The organism is Halobaculum halobium, from assembly GCF_030127145.1.
GTDB classification, from domain to species: Archaea; Halobacteriota; Halobacteria; order Halobacteriales; family Haloferacaceae; genus Halobaculum; species Halobaculum halobium.
In genome coordinates this window covers 399,205-413,646 of sequence record NZ_CP126158.1, presented here as the reverse complement: position 1 = coordinate 413,646, position 14,442 = coordinate 399,205, and the positions used below count along the sequence as shown (strand labels likewise).

The window sequence follows — 14,442 nt, the reverse complement described above, 5'->3', positions numbered from 1 at the left end:
GCCGGCGACTCGCTACTCCCGGTTCGTCGGCCGGCCGCGCTGACGGATCAGCTTGTCGATGATGTCGCCCGTCGAGAGGAGTTCCCCCTCGTAGCGGGGATCTCGGGCGGTCGCGCGCGTCACCTCGGCGTCGATCCCCTCTGCGGCGAGCGCGTCAGCGATGGCGGACTCGTCGTGGTGCTGGTCGAATCCGAGGACGATCACGTCCGGGTCGATCTCGCGGACGGGGACGAAGAAGTCCTCTGTATGGCCGAGGTGCGCCTCGTCGACGACCTCGAGCGCGGCGATCATGTCCCGTCGCTGGCGGTCGGAACACACCGGTGTCGGCTTGTGGGTCACGTTGTCGCGGCGGGCGACGATGACGTGGAGTTCGTCGCCGTGGGCGGCCGCGTCCTCCAGATAGTGCAGGTGGCCCGGGTGGAGGATGTCGAACGTCCCCTGCGCGAGCGCGACCCGCGGCGAGTCTCCCCGAGCGTCGGCGGCGGCGCCACCCTCGGCGCCACCGTCCATGCCGCCGTCGCTGTTGCCGTTGCCCGCGCCGTCGTCCTCACTCATCGTACAGCTCCGCGTCGATGTCGGTCTGGTCGAAGTCGAAGAACGCCTCGTCCTCGGGCAGCGCCACGTCGATCACGTCCAGATCGCGGGGGTCGCCGTCCGGGCCGAACGCCCGCCAGCAGTCGCGCTCGTACGGCGCGCCGATGATGATGTGCGCTTCGCCGGCGTGAAACGTCGCGAGGTCGGCGTCCGAGGGGCGGAGGACGCCGTTGGGGTGCGAGTGGATCGATCCGACCGCCCGCGAGGAGTTTGGCTTCATGTGCTCGCGGACGGTCGCCGACTCCGGCGTCGACGTGGTGCCGGGGATGACGAGCACGTCGGTGATCACCTGTCCCGTCCGGTCGAGTCCGAGGTCGCGGGCGTCGGTCGCCCGGAGAAAGCCCATGTACTCGTTCGGGTGGGTGTCCCGGGAGGCCTCCAGCGCGAACGTGAGGGTCTCGGCGGCGATGCCGAGCAGCTCGCTCGACCGGAACAATCGCATTATCGGACCTCCGGTCGGGCGCCAACTAAGCGTGTCGATGGGGCTGTCGGCCGACGAGTTCCCCCGATCCACGGTGGACGAGAGGCGCTTGGATCGATACTACAACCCTTAACACCCGCGGCCACCCACCACCCGATATGAGTGATTCCGCCGCCGGAGACCCCGGCGAGAACGGGGAGGGGGATTCCCCACCCGTGGTTTATGAACTCGATCCTGGTTGCACGCTCACCGACGTAGAGGTCGGCGCGCGTTATCGCGCGGAGGTCAACGGTGTGGTCGACTACGGCGTCTTCGTCGACATCTCCGAAGAGGTGTCGGGGCTGCTCCACGAGTCGAACCTCGACGGCGAGACGCTCTCGGTCGGCGACGAGGTCGTCGTCCTCCTGGAGGAACTGAAGGAGAACGGCGACGTGTCGTTCGACCTCGCAGACGTCGACCTCGCGGAGGCGAACGTGCTCGCTGTCGAACACGAGCCGGAGATCACCTCGATCGCCGCGGCGACCGTCGGGGACGCCGTCACCATCGAGGGAGAGATCACCCAGATCAAACAGACGGGCGGGCCGACCATCTTCCACGTCGCCGACGAAACGGGCGTGGTCACGGCCGCCGCGTTCCAGGAGGCTGGCGTCCGCGCGTACCCCGACGTCGAGATCGGTGACCTCGTGCGCGTCGCGGGGACGGTAGAGACACACGACGGGACCACCCAGCTCGAAGTCGGCGACATCGCCGTCCTGGACGACGAAACGGCCGCGGCAGCCCGCGAGCGCCTCGACGAGGCGATGCGCGAGCGCGCCGAGCCCGAGGCGGTCGAGCCGCTCGTCGAGTGGGAGGCGTTCGAGAAGCTCCGCCCCGAACTGGAGGACCTCGCACGCACGCTCCGCCGCACCGTGCTCGAGGGACGACCGATCCGTATCCGCCACCACGCCGACGGCGACGGCATGTGTGCGGCCATCCCGGTGCAGCTCGCGCTGGAGAACTTCATCGAAGAGGTCCACGAGGGCGACGACGCCGCGCGGCACACGCTCAAGCGACTGCCGAGCAAGGCGCCGTACTACGAGATGGAGGACGTCACCCGCGACCTCAACTTCGCGCTGGAGGGCCGCGCCCGCCACGGGCAGAAGCTCCCGTTCCTCCTGATGCTCGACAACGGCTCCACCGAGGAGGACGTGCCCGCCTACAAGAACCTCGCCCACTACGACGTACCCATCGCCGTCGTCGATCACCACCACCCGGACCCTGAGGCGGTGACCGACCTGCTGGACGCGCACGTCAATCCCTACCTCCACGACGAGGACTACCGTATCACGACGGGGATGATGTGCGTCGAGCTCGCCCGCCTCATCGACCCCGGGGTCACCGACGAGCTTCGCCACGTGCCCGCCGTCGCGGGCCTCTCGGACCGTTCGAAGGCCGAGGTGATGGACGAGTTCGTGGACCTCGCAGCGGCGGCCGGCTACGACCGCGACGACATCGAGGACATCGGCGAGGCGCTCGACTACGCGGCCCACTGGCTCCGCTACAGCGAGGGGAAGACGCTCGTCAGCGACGTGCTCAACGTCGGCAGCGACGACGCCGATCGACACCGCGACCTCGTCGAGTTTCTCTCGACGCGCGCCGAGCGCGACGTGGAGGAGCAGCTCGACGCCGTCGAGCCCCACGTCGAGCACGAACGGCTCGACTCCGACGCCCACCTGTACCGCATCGACCTGGAGAACTTCGCCAAGCGCTTCACCTACCCCGCCCCCGGGAAGACGACCGGCGAGCTCCACGACCGGAAGGTCCGCGCGACCGGCGAACCGGTGATCACCATCGGGTACGGCCCCGACTTCGCAGTCCTCCGCTCTGACGGGGTGCGCCTCGACATCCCGCGGATGGTCACCGAGCTGAACGAGGAGGTCGTTGGGGGCGGCGTCTCCGGCGGCGGCCACCTCGTCGTCGGCTCGATCAAGTTCGTCGAGGGGCGCCGCGAGGACGTGATCGACGCGCTCGTCGAGAAGATGGCTGACGCCGAACTCGACGAGGAGCTGTCGACGACGGTCGAACTCGACGACTGACGACCGACGGCGACGCCCCGCACGCCGCTCGCTCGACCGGACTCACCCGACCGGTCCGTCGCGGTCCCCACGCTGGTTCTCGTCGGTCCCACCGATCGTCAACCGGCGCTTGACGAACAGCGCCGCGGCCGCGACGGCGCCGACGGCGGTGATCGAAACCGACGGCGGGAGACCGTCGGTCAGCGATGTCGCGCCTCGACCGGCGCGCCAGTCTGCGGTGAAGCTCTCGCGGTAGTAGCCTGCGGCCGCCTCCCCCTCCAGCGCGACAACCACCTCGCGGTTTTCGCGGGCGCTCGTCGGATTCCAGTTGAGCGACCCGACCAGCGCCACGTCGTCGGCGACGACGCCCTTCGCGTGTACCTTGCCGTAGCGGCCGGCGGGATCCGCGACGCGCGCCTCGAACGGGACGCCCGCGGCGTCGGCCCAGCGGTTCAACTCGGCGACGATCGCGGCGTTCTCCTCGGCGACGTACCAGGCGCCCGATAGCAGCAGTCGAACGCGCACGCCGCGTTCGGCCGCGCGCCGCAACGACGCGAGCATCGGTCCGTCGTCGACGGTCGGCTGGAGGACGTCGACCCGGTCGCCCGCGTCGTCGACGATTGCGACGACCGCGGATTCGGCGTTTCCGGGCGCGGTCATCAGCCGCACGCGCTCGATCCGAACGTCAGCCGGCGGGTGGCGAGTCGGGTACGACCCGGTCGCCGCGTCCGCCCGCTCGAAGGTCCGGTCGTCGCGGTATCGCTCCCATCGGACGGCGTCGCGCCAGCCGGCGTCCCCGCGGAACAGGTCCGCGAGCGCGTCGGCCGCGCGCGACGACTGGAGCGTGACTCCCCACCCGCGACTGTCGCCGCCCCCGGTGCCGCTGGGCTTCCAGTTCTCCGTGAGCACGACCGCGGCGTCGTCGGCGACGGCGTACTTCGCGTGGTGGTATCGGAATCTGGCATGCGGACCCGCGATCACGCGAACCTCGACGCCGGCGTCGACGAGCGCGTCGAGTCGGGCCGCCTGTTCGGCGGAGACGCCGCCGACCGGCGCGCCGTCGAGAAGGACGCGCACCGAGACCCCGCGCTCGTGAGCGGCGACCAACTCGTCGGTGACGCGCTGGGACGCGAAAGTGTAGCCCGCGAGGAGCACCCGCTCGTCGGCCCCTCGAACGGCTGCAACCGGCTCCGCCGGCGCGTCGGGGAGCACGAACGCCGTCGCATTCGCGGCGCCCAGCGGAACCGTGTCACGAGGGTCGAATCCGACCGGTCGCCATTCCGGGGCCCCGTCGCGCGCCCACCGTTCCCCTTCGGGCGCGCGGCCGTACTCGACGGCATCGACGACGGTTCCGTTCGCGCCGCCGCGCCGGAGCACGACGCGCTCGCCGGCGTTCGACAGCGCGAGCCCGTCGGCGACGACGCGACCGCCGGGCGGGTCGAGCGGCGCCTCGGGGTCGGCGGTCACGAGGACCGGACCCGGTCGTTGCTGCTGGACCGTGACCACGTCCTCTCCGTCGTCGACGCTCCAGTTCCCGGGCGGCAGCGACAGGTGAACGTACTCGCCTGCGTCGTCGGGAGCGACGGGGTTGGGGAGGAGCCCGACGATCCGCGGAGTGATCGCCCCGGCTCCCCGATCCGCCCCCGCCGCCGGTGTCGCGGGCGCGGCCGTCGTCTCAGAAACAGCGACGACCGCTGTCGGCGACGCGGCCGCTGCCGCGACGAGGAGGAGCGCGCACGCGACGATCACGACGAGGCGGACCACTGCGACGGTCTGGTCGCGGGTTTGCATTTCAATCTTCCCCGGCGGATCGGCGACGGTGAGACGAGGTCACCGGAATCCGGTTGACCGGCGACGCGCTTCGGTGTGTTTTTGCGTCGACGACGGCGGGTATCCGACATGGTCACCATCGCCGAGGGGGTCAGGCTCGCCGGGGCCGCGCTGGGCGCCGTCGGCGGCGCACTCGTCGCCCTGGAGTTCTTTCAGGTCCCCTCGTACGTTTCCTACGAGGAAGAGTGGGACAGCTACGACATCGACATCGCACCCGCCGAGGTCTCCGAACACACGAATCTCGGCCGGGTCGGCGGTCTGTTGGTCTCGCTGGGCTTCGCGCTGTTGTTTATCGGAGAGCTGCTGTAAGAACGAGACCGACGGACCGAGGGCAGAGCCCGTACCGGTTCGCGACGGGCACCGACTCGACTACGCGGCGACTTCCTCGCCGCCGGCGTCGAGGGCGTCGCGTGCCTTCTCGGCTTCGGTCTGGACGATGAACGCGCGGTCGTCGTCGAACTCGGCCGCCGCTTCGAGGGCGGCTTCAGTGCCGATCTGGCGCAGCGCCCACAGAGCCGCTGCGCGAACCGTGTCACGCTCGTCGTCGGCCGCGGCGTCCGCCAGCGGGTCGACGGCCCGGGCGTCGCCGATGAGCCCCAGCGCGCGGGCGGCGTACGGCCGCACCTCGTCGTTTTCCATGGCCAGCTTGTTCGCGAGCGGCTGAACCGCGTCCCCGTGACCGATCTCGCCGAGCGCCTTGAACGTCGCCTTCTGGAGCGTCGGGTTGGAGTCGGAGTCGACGTACTCGAGGAGCGTCTCGACGGCGTCGTCGGCCGCCATCTTGCCGAGCGCGCGGATGGCGGGCTGGTCACGCTTCTGCGCGCGCTGGTGCATCGCTTCGAAAGCGCCCTGGTCGTTCATCCGGGTGAGCGCCTCCAGGCAGTGTTCTTCCATGAACTCCGACTGCAGCGAGTCGAGCGCCAAAAGCACCATCTCGACGTTGCCCTGCTGCTCGTGCTCCTTCAACGCCGCCAGTTCCGGCGGGAAGTCCTTGTAGTGGCCGAGCACGTCGTAGAAGCCCTGGGCCTGCAGCTGTTCGTGGGTCTGGAGGTCGTCCCACTCCTCGGTGTCGTCGACCCCCGTCTCCAGCGCCTCCGTCGCCTCCAGCAGCGCGGCGATCGTCTCGGCGTCCTCGTCGGCGTCGAGGTCGGCGTCCTCGACGGCCGCGATGGGGTCGTCGAGCGCGTCCGCGAGCGACTCGGGGTCGTCGTCTCCCGTGCGGTCGAGGTCCGCCTCGAGCGCGTCGGTTACGGCCGCGAGGAACTCGTCGACGACGCCGGGGAGGTCGGCCTCGCCCGACGCCGTCCACCGCGTGTCGGCGATCGTCGCTTTGGCGGATTCGATGTCCTCGATCACGTCCGACGCGTACGGGCCGCGCTGGTCCGCGAGGTCCTCGCGCTGGTCGGAGAGTCGCGACTCCAGTTCCGCGCGCGGGTCCTCCGCGTCGTCGTCGTCCTCGTCCGGTTCCGGGAGGTCGGCGCGCTCCAGATCGGCCTCGATGTCGTCCAGGTCTGCCTCGACGTCGTCGAGGTCGGCCTCGGTCTCGGCGGCATCGAGCGCCTCGGCGGTCTCGTCCAGTTGGGCGTCGAGGTCCGCTGCCGACACCTCGGGGACGAGGTCCGTCTCCTCGGCGTCCTCGGGGCCGCCTGACTCCTCGGCCGGGTCGTCGTCGCTCATGGCCGTCGATGGGTGTGTCGGCTACAAGGGCGTTTCCATATTCGGGGCCGACGCGAACGCGAGCCCGCGACGACGAGAGGCGACCGCTGTCGCTTGGGGGACGGCTGTCGGGGTACGAACGAACACTGACTACCCCCGTGTGTCTGCCGCTGACGCGCTCGAGGCGCCGATCACGAATCTTGAGCCCTCCGCGACCGGCGACGGGGACTTCATCCGTGAAACGTTGTACCAAAGCGAACTGCGTTTAGGGATTCCAAAAGAAATCTTGTCACACCACCGGGTTTTATGTGTTCGGCGGACGTATCTTCAGGTACACATGAGTACGCAAAAGCGTGTGCTGAAGTCCGCGGGCGACGTTGAGGGGAGCGAAGCGCTGCGGATGGACGCCGAGAAGGCCGAACAGATCATCGACGCGCTGAACACGGACCTCGCGGCGACGTACGTGTTGTACCACCAACTCCGGAAGCACCACTGGAACGTCGAGGGCGCGGAGTTCCGCGACCTCCACCTGTTCCTCGGCGACGCCGCCGAGAACGCCGAGGCGTTCGCCGACGAACTCGCCGAGCGCGTGCAGGCGCTGGGCGGCGTCCCGCACGCCTCGATGGCGACGCTGGAGGCGGAGGCGCCGATCGAGCCCGAGGACGAGGACGTGTACGACATCCGAACGTCGCTGGCCAACGACATGGAGCTGTACGGCGACGTCATCGAGACGCTGCGCGAGCACGTCGAGCTCGCCGACGGGCTCGGAGACCCAACGACCGGCGAAATCCTCCGGGAGAACATCGTGCAGGTCGAGGAGGACGCCCACCACATCGAGCACTACCTCGAGGGCGATACGCTCGTCACCGAGGGCGCGATGCAGTAACTCGAGGCAGAACTCCCACGCCCGCGACCGCGCGGCGATCAACTTCGGTTTCCAAATTTTCGGCCCGTGTCCCGGCGTCGCTAGCGTCTCGCTTATCGTTCGAGATCGACCGTCAGGTCCGTCGAGATCCAGCCGTCGACGTTGTCGCGCTCGCTGAACACCGTCCTGTCGGGACACGTTTGGAGGGCCGTCACGTCGGTCGTCTGGGCTGCGTCACGCTCGGGCGACAGTCCGTCGCCCCGGTCCGCGAGCGCATCGTGAGTCATTACCGTTCTCTCGCAGGTGCGCGAACATATAGGTTTTGGTAGCCCTAAACAGTAGGTCCGCCTAAACGAACGTCGGCGTCGGTCGGTTCGTGCGGTCGGTCATCGCCGGAGGTGATCAGTTCTCGCGGCCGATCCCGCATCCAGAGACGGTGTCGCACTCGACGCCGCGCGCTTCGAGCGCGTCGATCACGGCGTTCATTCCGATCGCGTCGCTGGCGATATGTCCGGTGACAACCAGGTTCTTCCCCGCGTCGGCGAACTCCTCGCGCAGTTCGGCGGTGTCGCCGGCGCCCACGTGGATGTAGAGGACGGTGTCGACGCCGTGTTCGAAGTACGCCCGAGCGACCGAGGCGCCGCCGTTCGTTCCCGCCGCGTGGTGGACCGCAACCTCGCCGAGGCCGTTGTCGCGGTCGCCGAGGCGGAGCAGGACGTCCGTGTCCGCGGCGTCGAGTTCGGGGATCGCCGCGAGCGCGTCGACGAACTCGCCGGCGGTCGCGTCGTCGTCGAGATCGTCGGCGACCTCGCGGAAGACGCGCCGACCGTACTCGTCTGGAGCGAGGTGGGTGTTGAGGTACGGCTGGCCGAGCAGTTCGGCGACGCTGGGGTCGTGGCGGTAGTTGCTGGAGTGGCCGCCATGGTCCATCCGCGACCGGAGGTCGGCGACGGCGTCCTCGGCGACGTCCTCGGGGACGCCGTGTTCGGTCATGAACTCGACTTGCGTGTCGAGTACCTCCGGGAAGTCGAGTCTGGCGGACATGCCGGTCGGGTGATGGGCGAGCGCGAGGTCGTAGCCCAGATCGTGCGCGAGCTGGATCTCGGGCGACTCCAGATCGATCCCGACTAACGCGGTTTCGACGTCCTCGCCCGGCACGTACACCGTGCTGTCGGCCGGCGTGTCGTCCCAGTCGACGAGGTCGAGGCTGATCTGCATGATCTCGTCCGTAGAGAGTCCCATGGTCGGTCAGAGACCGACCGGGATTGAAAAATCGGGGGAACCGGAAGCCCGGACGGCGGACGATTCCCCGATAGGGGCAATCTCCTCCCTCGCCGCCAGCCGTTTGTACTGCGGCGGGTGTACCGTGCACATGGTCGACCACTTGTTCTCGCCGCTCACGCTTCGGGACACCGAGATCCCCAACCGCGTGTTCGTCTCGCCGATGTGTCAGTACTCCGCCCCGGATGGGGCGCCCACCGACTGGCACCTCGTCCACCTCGGCTCGCGCGCCGTCGGCGGCGCGGGACTGGTGATGGCCGAGGCCACCGCGGTTTCGCCGGAGGGGCGAATCACTCCCCACGACGTGGGGATCTGGTCGGACGAGCAGGCCGAGGAGTGGGCCGACGTCGCCGCGTTCGTTCGCGAGCAGGGGTCGGTGCCGGCGATTCAGCTCGCGCACGCCGGTCGGAAGGCGTCGACGAACCGCCCCTGGGACGGCGGCGACCCGGTCCCCCTCGACGAGGGCGGCTGGACGGTCGACGGCCCCTCGGGCCCGTATCCCCGAGACGGCGACGAGCACCCGACGAACAGCCTCTCCCCGGACGGGATCGACCGCGTGATCGACGACTTCGCCGCGGCCGCCGAGCGCGCGCTCGACGCCGGCTTCGAGGTCGCCGAGGTCCACGCCGCCCACGGCTACCTCCTCCACGAGTTCTGTTCGCCCGTCGCCAACGACCGCGACGACGAGTACGGCGGATCCTTCGAGAACCGCACTCGACTCGTTCGCGAGGCGACCGAGGCGGTGCGCGAGGTGTGGCCCGACGACAAGCCGGTGTTCGTCCGGATCTCCGCGACCGACTGGATCGACGACCGGGAGTCGTGGGACGTGGAACAGTCCGCCCGGCTCGCCCCGCTCCTGGCTCAGGCCGGCGCGGATCTCATCGACGTGAGCGCCGGCGGTATCTCACCCGCACAGGAGGTGCCGTATGCGGGGCCGAACTACCAACTCCCGTACGCGGAGGCGATCCGCGAGCACGTCGAAGAGGTCGGCGCGGACATCGCCGTCGCCTCGGTCGGCGGGATCACGGAGCCGGAGCAGGCCGAAGCGATCGTCGCCAACGACCGCGCGGACGCCGTGCTCATGGCTCGGGAGTTCCTCCGGTCGCCGTACTGGCCGCTGCACGCCGCTCACGACCTCGACCAGGAGAACGAGTGGCCGGTGCAGTACCGCCGTGCGAAGCCGCGCTGAGCGGGTCCGGTTCGGCTCTCGTTCCCGTGCGTGGTCGCGGTTCGTGTGAACCTTCCCGGGTGTCGTCGCGGGTCGTGTGAACCCTTTTGCCCCGACGCCTCTACTACCATCCTAATGAGCGCACCATCTCGCGGACCGGACGACGAGGACCTCGCGACGCTCGTCTCCGAGTTGGAGGCGACGCTGACGGACCTGCGCACCGAGCTAACGGACCGCGAGCGCGCGGATCGACTCACGGACGAGGGTGACCGGCGGCCGCCCGACGATCGTTCGAACCGCCGCGAACGCGGCCGCCGTCCCCCGCGTCCCCCGGCGCCGGGCGAACTGTTCCGGTTCACGGCCGACTACACGATCCCGACGGTCGTGGCCGTGCTGGAGGCGACGATCGAGGCGCTCGAACTCCTCCGAGGCGTGATCGACCTCGCCGCGCCGGGCGAGACGGCTGACGGGCGCCGACGCTGGAACCGCCGCGCTCGCGGCGACTCGCGGGGGCTCGCTCGCTCGGTGCTGTCGGACGCGGTCGGCGAGGGCGTCACGGCTGCGACGGACCGCGCAGCGGGCGACGCCGCGGACGCGCTGAGCCGTCTCCGTGAGACGCTCGCCGAGGCCGACCTCCCGGAGGACGACGAACGTCGCGACCTCGTCTCCGACGCCCGAGAACTGAGCGAGGAACTGGAGCGCCGGGTTCGCGAGTCGCGCGACGTAGTCGACCGGGAGCGCGGTCGCGAGCGCCGGACGAACAGCGGTCGTGACGACGGCCCGGTGTCTATCGCTGTCGGGGACCCGGACGAGTCGTCGAACGGCGGTGCGTCCGGATCCGCGCCTCCAGACGAGGACCGGACCGGAAGCGAAGACAGAGATAGCGACGACGGCGACGACGCTGGCGACGCCGATAGCGCCGACGGGCGCCCGGAGGTCGATGTCGACGCCGAACTGGAGTCGATCAAACGCGAGATGGGAGGCGGGACGGACAACCGCGAGTCCGGTTCCGATGGGGATGACAACGGCGACGAGACCGCCGACGCTGCGGACGACGCCGACGAGGACGACTCTTCTGCCTGAATCAGTCCGAATCGCCACGAGATATCGCGGACAGTTCGATGAGGCCGCCGGCGACGCCGACGAGAACGACCGCCGGCCATCCGAGCAGCACCCAGCCGAGCGGCGTCGGGTCGACGGGCGTGGGCGTCGTCTCCGGGGCGACGTAGAGCGCCCACGTCGCGATCACGGCGCCCGAAAACGCCACCGCGGGAACGGCAGTGGGCGTCACCAGCCCGCGGCTCGTGCGCGCCCACCCCGCGACCGCGCCGGTGACGACCGCGCCAACGAGGAGGTACGCGGCCGTGCCCGGCCCCGGATCGACCACGTCGAACAGCGCCAGCGCGACGCGAACGGCCGCGAGCGACCCGAGCACGCCGAGTGCGATCCCGGTCCTGACGGCGACGACGCCGCTCCGCGCTTCGCCGTCTTCGATCTCGGTCACGGATCGGCCCTCACACTCCGGTCCTCCCGGCCACTCCGGTCACTCGACGGGGCGAAACCGGAAGCCGTCCCACTCCTGGCTCGCGGGCTCGCGGATGCCGGCCTCGGGGTCGCGCAGTTGATCGCAGTACACCGGCTCCACCTCGTCGCCCCGCTCGAGGTCGCCCGTCGTCGCCTGACCGATCGCACGCACGGGCTCGCCGTCCACGTCGAACTCGACGATCGCGACGTGGTTCGGCTCGCGAACGCCCGGCGGCGTCGCCGTCGACGTGGTCCACGTGACGACCTCCGCTGTGTACTCGCTGAGGTCGACCGTCTCGACGGGCGCCTCGCCGCCCGGACCGACCGGGTGACTCGGGTACGTGATCGAGCCGTCCGGGTAGCGGGCGGCCTCGAACGCGGGCGCGTCGTCGTCGCCGCCGTCGGCGACCGCGGTCTCGCGGGTCGTTTCATTCCCTGCTCGCATTGAGGGCTCGCCCTGCTCGCCCTCGCACTCGTCGCTCATGCGTCCACCCCCTCGAAGATGGCGGTGGTAACGCAGTTCCCGAACCCGCCGACGTTGCAGGCGAGTCCGACATCCGCGTCGACCTGCCGCTTCCCGGCTTCGCCTCGAAGCTGTTGGACGATCTCGTACGCCTGCGCGACGCCGGAGGCGCCCAGCGGGTGCCCCTTCGACTTCAGGCCGCCGGAGGTGTTGATCGGCAACTCGCCGTCGCGTTCGGTGCGTCCCTCCTCGATAGCCTTCCAGCCCTCGCCCTTCTCGGCGAAGCCGAGGTCCTCGAACTGGAGGAACTCGAGGATGGTGAACATGTCGTGCAGTTCCGCCACGTCCACGTCTTCGGGGGACAGGTCGGCCATCTCGTAGGCTCGATCGCTCGACTCGACGACGCCGCGCATCGTCGTCGGATCCGAACGCTCGTGGACGACGTGGGTGTCGGTCGCGCCGCCGATACCGGAGACGCGAACGTACTCGTCGGCGTGCTCCTCGGCGACGGAGACCGGACAGAACATGAGCGCAGCCGACCCGTCGGTGATCGGGCAGAAGTCGTACAAGCGCAGCGGGTCGGCGACGACGGGCGAGTCGAGCACCGTGTCGAGGTCGACCTCCTTCCGGAACTGCGCGTGGGGGTTGTCGACGCCGTTTTTGTGGTTCTTCACGGCGACCTTCCCGAGGCTCTCGCGCGGGGCGTCGTAGGTGTCGAGGTACAACCGCGCCGTGAGGCCCGCGAAACTCGGGAGCGTGAGGCCGTGTTTGTACTCGCAGGGGTGCGTAAGCGACGCGATCACGTCGGTCGCCTCCGCGGTCGTCCGGTGGGTCATCTTCTCGCCGCCGACGAGTAGCGTCATGTCGGAGGCGCCGGAGGCGACCGACTGCCAGGCCGCGTAGATACCAGCGCCGCCCGACGAGGAGGTCTGGTCGATGCGGGCGGTGTACGCCGGCACCGCCTGCAGGTCGTGTGCGAGGGCGTTCGGCACGCCCGTCTGTCCCTCGAACTCCCCGCTAGCCATGTTCGAAACGTACAGGTGCTCGACGGCGTCGGCCGAGACGCCGGCGTCTTCGAGACACGCCTGGCCGGCTTCCGCCAGTAGCTCCTGGATCCACGCGTCGCGCTGCCCGAACTGGGTCATCGACGCGCCGACGATTGCGACGTCTTCCATACCTGCCCCTCCGCGGGAGACCACTTCGGCGTTCCCCTTCAGTCGACTCGAATGGGGGTCTGACCTCGACGCTCGTCCGCCTCGTGCGCGACGGATCGCCGGGCGTTAAGTACGCGCCGGACGGGTATCCGGTCGCATGACCCTCGCCGACTCCGCGCCCGCCGCGGGCGTCGCCGCCTGCCTCGCGCTGCTTGCCGTGTTGGCCGCGCCGTTCGTCCTCATCACGGGCGCCGGAACGGGACTGGGCGTCTACTACGCCTCCGGCACCGTCGGCGCCGCGGGGATCGCGTTTCTCGCGGTCCTCCTCGTCGTGGTCTTCCTCTCGGGGCGCCAAGAGCGCCGCCCGGCCAGCACCGTCGCGGGCGTCGCGCTCGTGGCCGGCCTCGGCCTGCTCGCGCTCGCTGTCGGATGGGCGCTGGCTGTCGACGTGCAGAACCTCTACTCGTTCCCGCAGTCAGCGACGTGGATCCTCTGGCACCGCTGGCTCGTCGTCGGCGTCGCTGCGATCGTCCCCCTCAGCGCTGGCGCGTTCGCGAAGGCGGTCGTGTGACGGGTCGCAGTCGAGACGGCGTCCCGGGACCGAACGCCCAGGGACTACGCGGTGTCTGACCGCCGGCTGTCGATTCTCGCGTCGGTCCCGCAGGCCGGACCGCAAGGCCCTTAAGTCGCACCGGACTACCTCGCGATGGACTAGGTCGGGCAGTTAGGCCCTGCTCGTCTCCCGCAATAGAGTCTTTAGCGGGGACCGAACGCCGGACGCGTCCGAGGCGCCCACCGCGGGCCTCGGAAGCTGACGGAGAAGCCTCGTCCGCCGGGGACGACGGTCCGCCGGGACGCACCCGCAGGGGTGTTCTCCCTCGGTTCGTCGGTGGAACCGGGTCAGGCGCGGAAGCGAGCAGCCCACCACCGAACGTCCGTCGCTCGTCGGGTCGCGGGGCGGAGTCAGCGACCGGGATTCCCCACGGTGGAACCCCCGGGCAACTCCGGTCCGTCCGCCATTCATCTCGTATTCGAGACCGACAGCGAGCGGCTGCTCCGGGTTGCGGGCGCCCCCGACCGCTGGGGCGCCCGCGACTCGGTCGACCGCGACTGCAACCGCAACCGCCGAGTACCCGCCGTCCCATGCACGCATATGAGCACCGCCGAGGCCGACGGCATCACCGCGACGTACGAGGAGACCGACGCAGAGCGCCTGGTGACGTTCGAGCGCGACGGCCGTCACGCGGCCGTGGCGCAGAACGTGGAGGGGTACGCGATGTTGAAGGTCCGCGACGGCGGCGCCGCCGGCGACGAACTCGAGCGCTACTACGGGTTCGACATGGCGCTCGACCACGTCGCCGAGCTGCTGGGCGTCGCGGTTCACGACCTCCCCGTGCCGGAGGACGCCGAGGACATGGGGATGTGAGCGCCG

16 protein-coding genes and 1 other RNA gene are annotated in these 14,442 nt (G+C 69.9%); 8 read left to right on the top strand and 9 right to left on the bottom strand.

Going from position 1 to position 14,442, the window contains the following annotated elements; translation table 11 throughout:
- Positions 1–12: 12 nt before the first annotated feature.
- Together P0Y41_RS02285 and P0Y41_RS02280 are read right to left on the bottom strand one after the other, a co-directional pair.
- The gene (locus P0Y41_RS02285; protein ID WP_284063320.1) at positions 13–510 is read right to left on the bottom strand and encodes an FAD synthase family protein; all 498 of its coding nucleotides are present in this window, start codon (positions 508–510) and stop codon (positions 13–15) included.
- 37 nt (positions 511–547) lie between these two features.
- Positions 548–1,036, bottom strand: a complete 489-nt coding sequence (locus P0Y41_RS02280) for a Mov34/MPN/PAD-1 family protein (RefSeq protein WP_284062391.1) — start codon at positions 1,034–1,036, stop codon at positions 548–550.
- A gap of 137 nt (positions 1,037–1,173) precedes the next feature.
- On the opposite strand from P0Y41_RS02280, the gene han reads away from it, so the two are divergent.
- On the top strand, positions 1,174–3,090 hold the full coding sequence (han, locus tag P0Y41_RS02275) for a Hef-associated nuclease (RefSeq protein WP_284062390.1): 1,917 nt from the start codon (positions 1,174–1,176) through the stop codon (positions 3,088–3,090).
- Between the two features lie 42 nt (positions 3,091–3,132).
- Here the strand turns inward: han and P0Y41_RS02270 are convergent, their stop codons facing one another.
- Positions 3,133–4,860, bottom strand: a complete 1,728-nt coding sequence (locus P0Y41_RS02270; protein WP_284062389.1) for a phospholipase D-like domain-containing protein — start codon at positions 4,858–4,860, stop codon at positions 3,133–3,135.
- Positions 4,861–4,968: 108 nt separating this feature from the next.
- Here P0Y41_RS02270 and P0Y41_RS02265 point away from each other — a divergent pair, with 108 nt between their 5' ends.
- On the top strand, positions 4,969–5,208 hold the full coding sequence (locus P0Y41_RS02265; protein ID WP_284062388.1) for a hypothetical protein: 240 nt from the start codon (positions 4,969–4,971) through the stop codon (positions 5,206–5,208).
- 60 nt (positions 5,209–5,268) lie between these two features.
- Here P0Y41_RS02265 and P0Y41_RS02260 read toward each other — a convergent pair whose 3' ends face one another.
- On the bottom strand, positions 5,269–6,576 hold the full coding sequence (locus P0Y41_RS02260) for a HEAT repeat domain-containing protein (RefSeq protein ID WP_284062387.1): 1,308 nt from the start codon (positions 6,574–6,576) through the stop codon (positions 5,269–5,271).
- A gap of 316 nt (positions 6,577–6,892) precedes the next feature.
- Here P0Y41_RS02260 and dpsA point away from each other — a divergent pair, with 316 nt between their 5' ends.
- On the top strand, positions 6,893–7,441 hold the full coding sequence (gene dpsA / locus P0Y41_RS02255) for a DNA starvation/stationary phase protection protein DpsA (protein WP_284062386.1): 549 nt from the start codon (positions 6,893–6,895) through the stop codon (positions 7,439–7,441).
- A gap of 92 nt (positions 7,442–7,533) precedes the next feature.
- On the opposite strand, the gene P0Y41_RS02250 is transcribed toward dpsA, so the two are convergent.
- Positions 7,534–7,707: a hypothetical protein gene (locus tag P0Y41_RS02250; protein ID WP_284062385.1), complete on the bottom strand. Its 174-nt coding sequence runs from the start codon at positions 7,705–7,707 to the stop codon at positions 7,534–7,536.
- A gap of 115 nt (positions 7,708–7,822) precedes the next feature.
- Positions 7,823–8,662 carry a hypothetical protein gene (locus tag P0Y41_RS02245; RefSeq protein WP_284062384.1) on the bottom strand — a complete coding sequence of 280 codons (840 nt, stop codon included), beginning with the start codon at positions 8,660–8,662 and terminating at the stop codon, positions 7,823–7,825.
- A gap of 130 nt (positions 8,663–8,792) precedes the next feature.
- On the opposite strand from P0Y41_RS02245, the gene P0Y41_RS02240 reads away from it, so the two are divergent.
- Together P0Y41_RS02240 and P0Y41_RS02235 are read left to right on the top strand one after the other, a co-directional pair.
- The gene (locus P0Y41_RS02240) at positions 8,793–9,890 is read left to right on the top strand and encodes an NADH:flavin oxidoreductase/NADH oxidase (RefSeq protein ID WP_284062383.1); all 1,098 of its coding nucleotides are present in this window, start codon (positions 8,793–8,795) and stop codon (positions 9,888–9,890) included.
- Between the two features lie 114 nt (positions 9,891–10,004).
- Positions 10,005–10,952, top strand: coding sequence for a DUF7547 family protein (locus P0Y41_RS02235; RefSeq protein ID WP_284062382.1), 948 nt, complete (start codon positions 10,005–10,007; stop codon positions 10,950–10,952).
- A gap of 1 nt (position 10,953) precedes the next feature.
- Here the strand turns inward: P0Y41_RS02235 and P0Y41_RS02230 are convergent, their stop codons facing one another.
- From P0Y41_RS02230 to P0Y41_RS02220, 3 genes are read right to left on the bottom strand one after another with little or no spacing between them, the layout of a single operon-like run.
- The gene (locus P0Y41_RS02230) at positions 10,954–11,373 is read right to left on the bottom strand and encodes a hypothetical protein (protein WP_284062381.1); all 420 of its coding nucleotides are present in this window, start codon (positions 11,371–11,373) and stop codon (positions 10,954–10,956) included.
- 39 nt (positions 11,374–11,412) lie between these two features.
- Positions 11,413–11,838: a PhlB family protein gene (locus P0Y41_RS02225; RefSeq protein WP_284063319.1), complete on the bottom strand. Its 426-nt coding sequence runs from the start codon at positions 11,836–11,838 to the stop codon at positions 11,413–11,415.
- A 35-nt stretch (positions 11,839–11,873) separates the two neighbouring features.
- Positions 11,874–13,031: a thiolase family protein gene (locus P0Y41_RS02220; protein ID WP_284062380.1), complete on the bottom strand. Its 1,158-nt coding sequence runs from the start codon at positions 13,029–13,031 to the stop codon at positions 11,874–11,876.
- Between the two features lie 136 nt (positions 13,032–13,167).
- Here P0Y41_RS02220 and P0Y41_RS02215 point away from each other — a divergent pair, with 136 nt between their 5' ends.
- The 3 genes from P0Y41_RS02215 to P0Y41_RS02205 all read left to right on the top strand — a co-directional run bounded on the left by P0Y41_RS02215 (position 13,168) and on the right by P0Y41_RS02205 (position 14,436).
- Positions 13,168–13,581, top strand: coding sequence for a DUF7548 family protein (locus tag P0Y41_RS02215; RefSeq protein ID WP_284062379.1), 414 nt, complete (start codon positions 13,168–13,170; stop codon positions 13,579–13,581).
- Between the two features lie 133 nt (positions 13,582–13,714).
- Positions 13,715–14,029: signal recognition particle sRNA (ffs, locus tag P0Y41_RS02210), an RNA gene on the top strand.
- Positions 14,030–14,163: 134 nt separating this feature from the next.
- Positions 14,164–14,436 carry a DUF7111 family protein gene (locus tag P0Y41_RS02205; protein WP_284062378.1) on the top strand — a complete coding sequence of 91 codons (273 nt, stop codon included), beginning with the start codon at positions 14,164–14,166 and terminating at the stop codon, positions 14,434–14,436.
- The last annotated feature ends 6 nt before the right edge of the window (positions 14,437–14,442 follow it).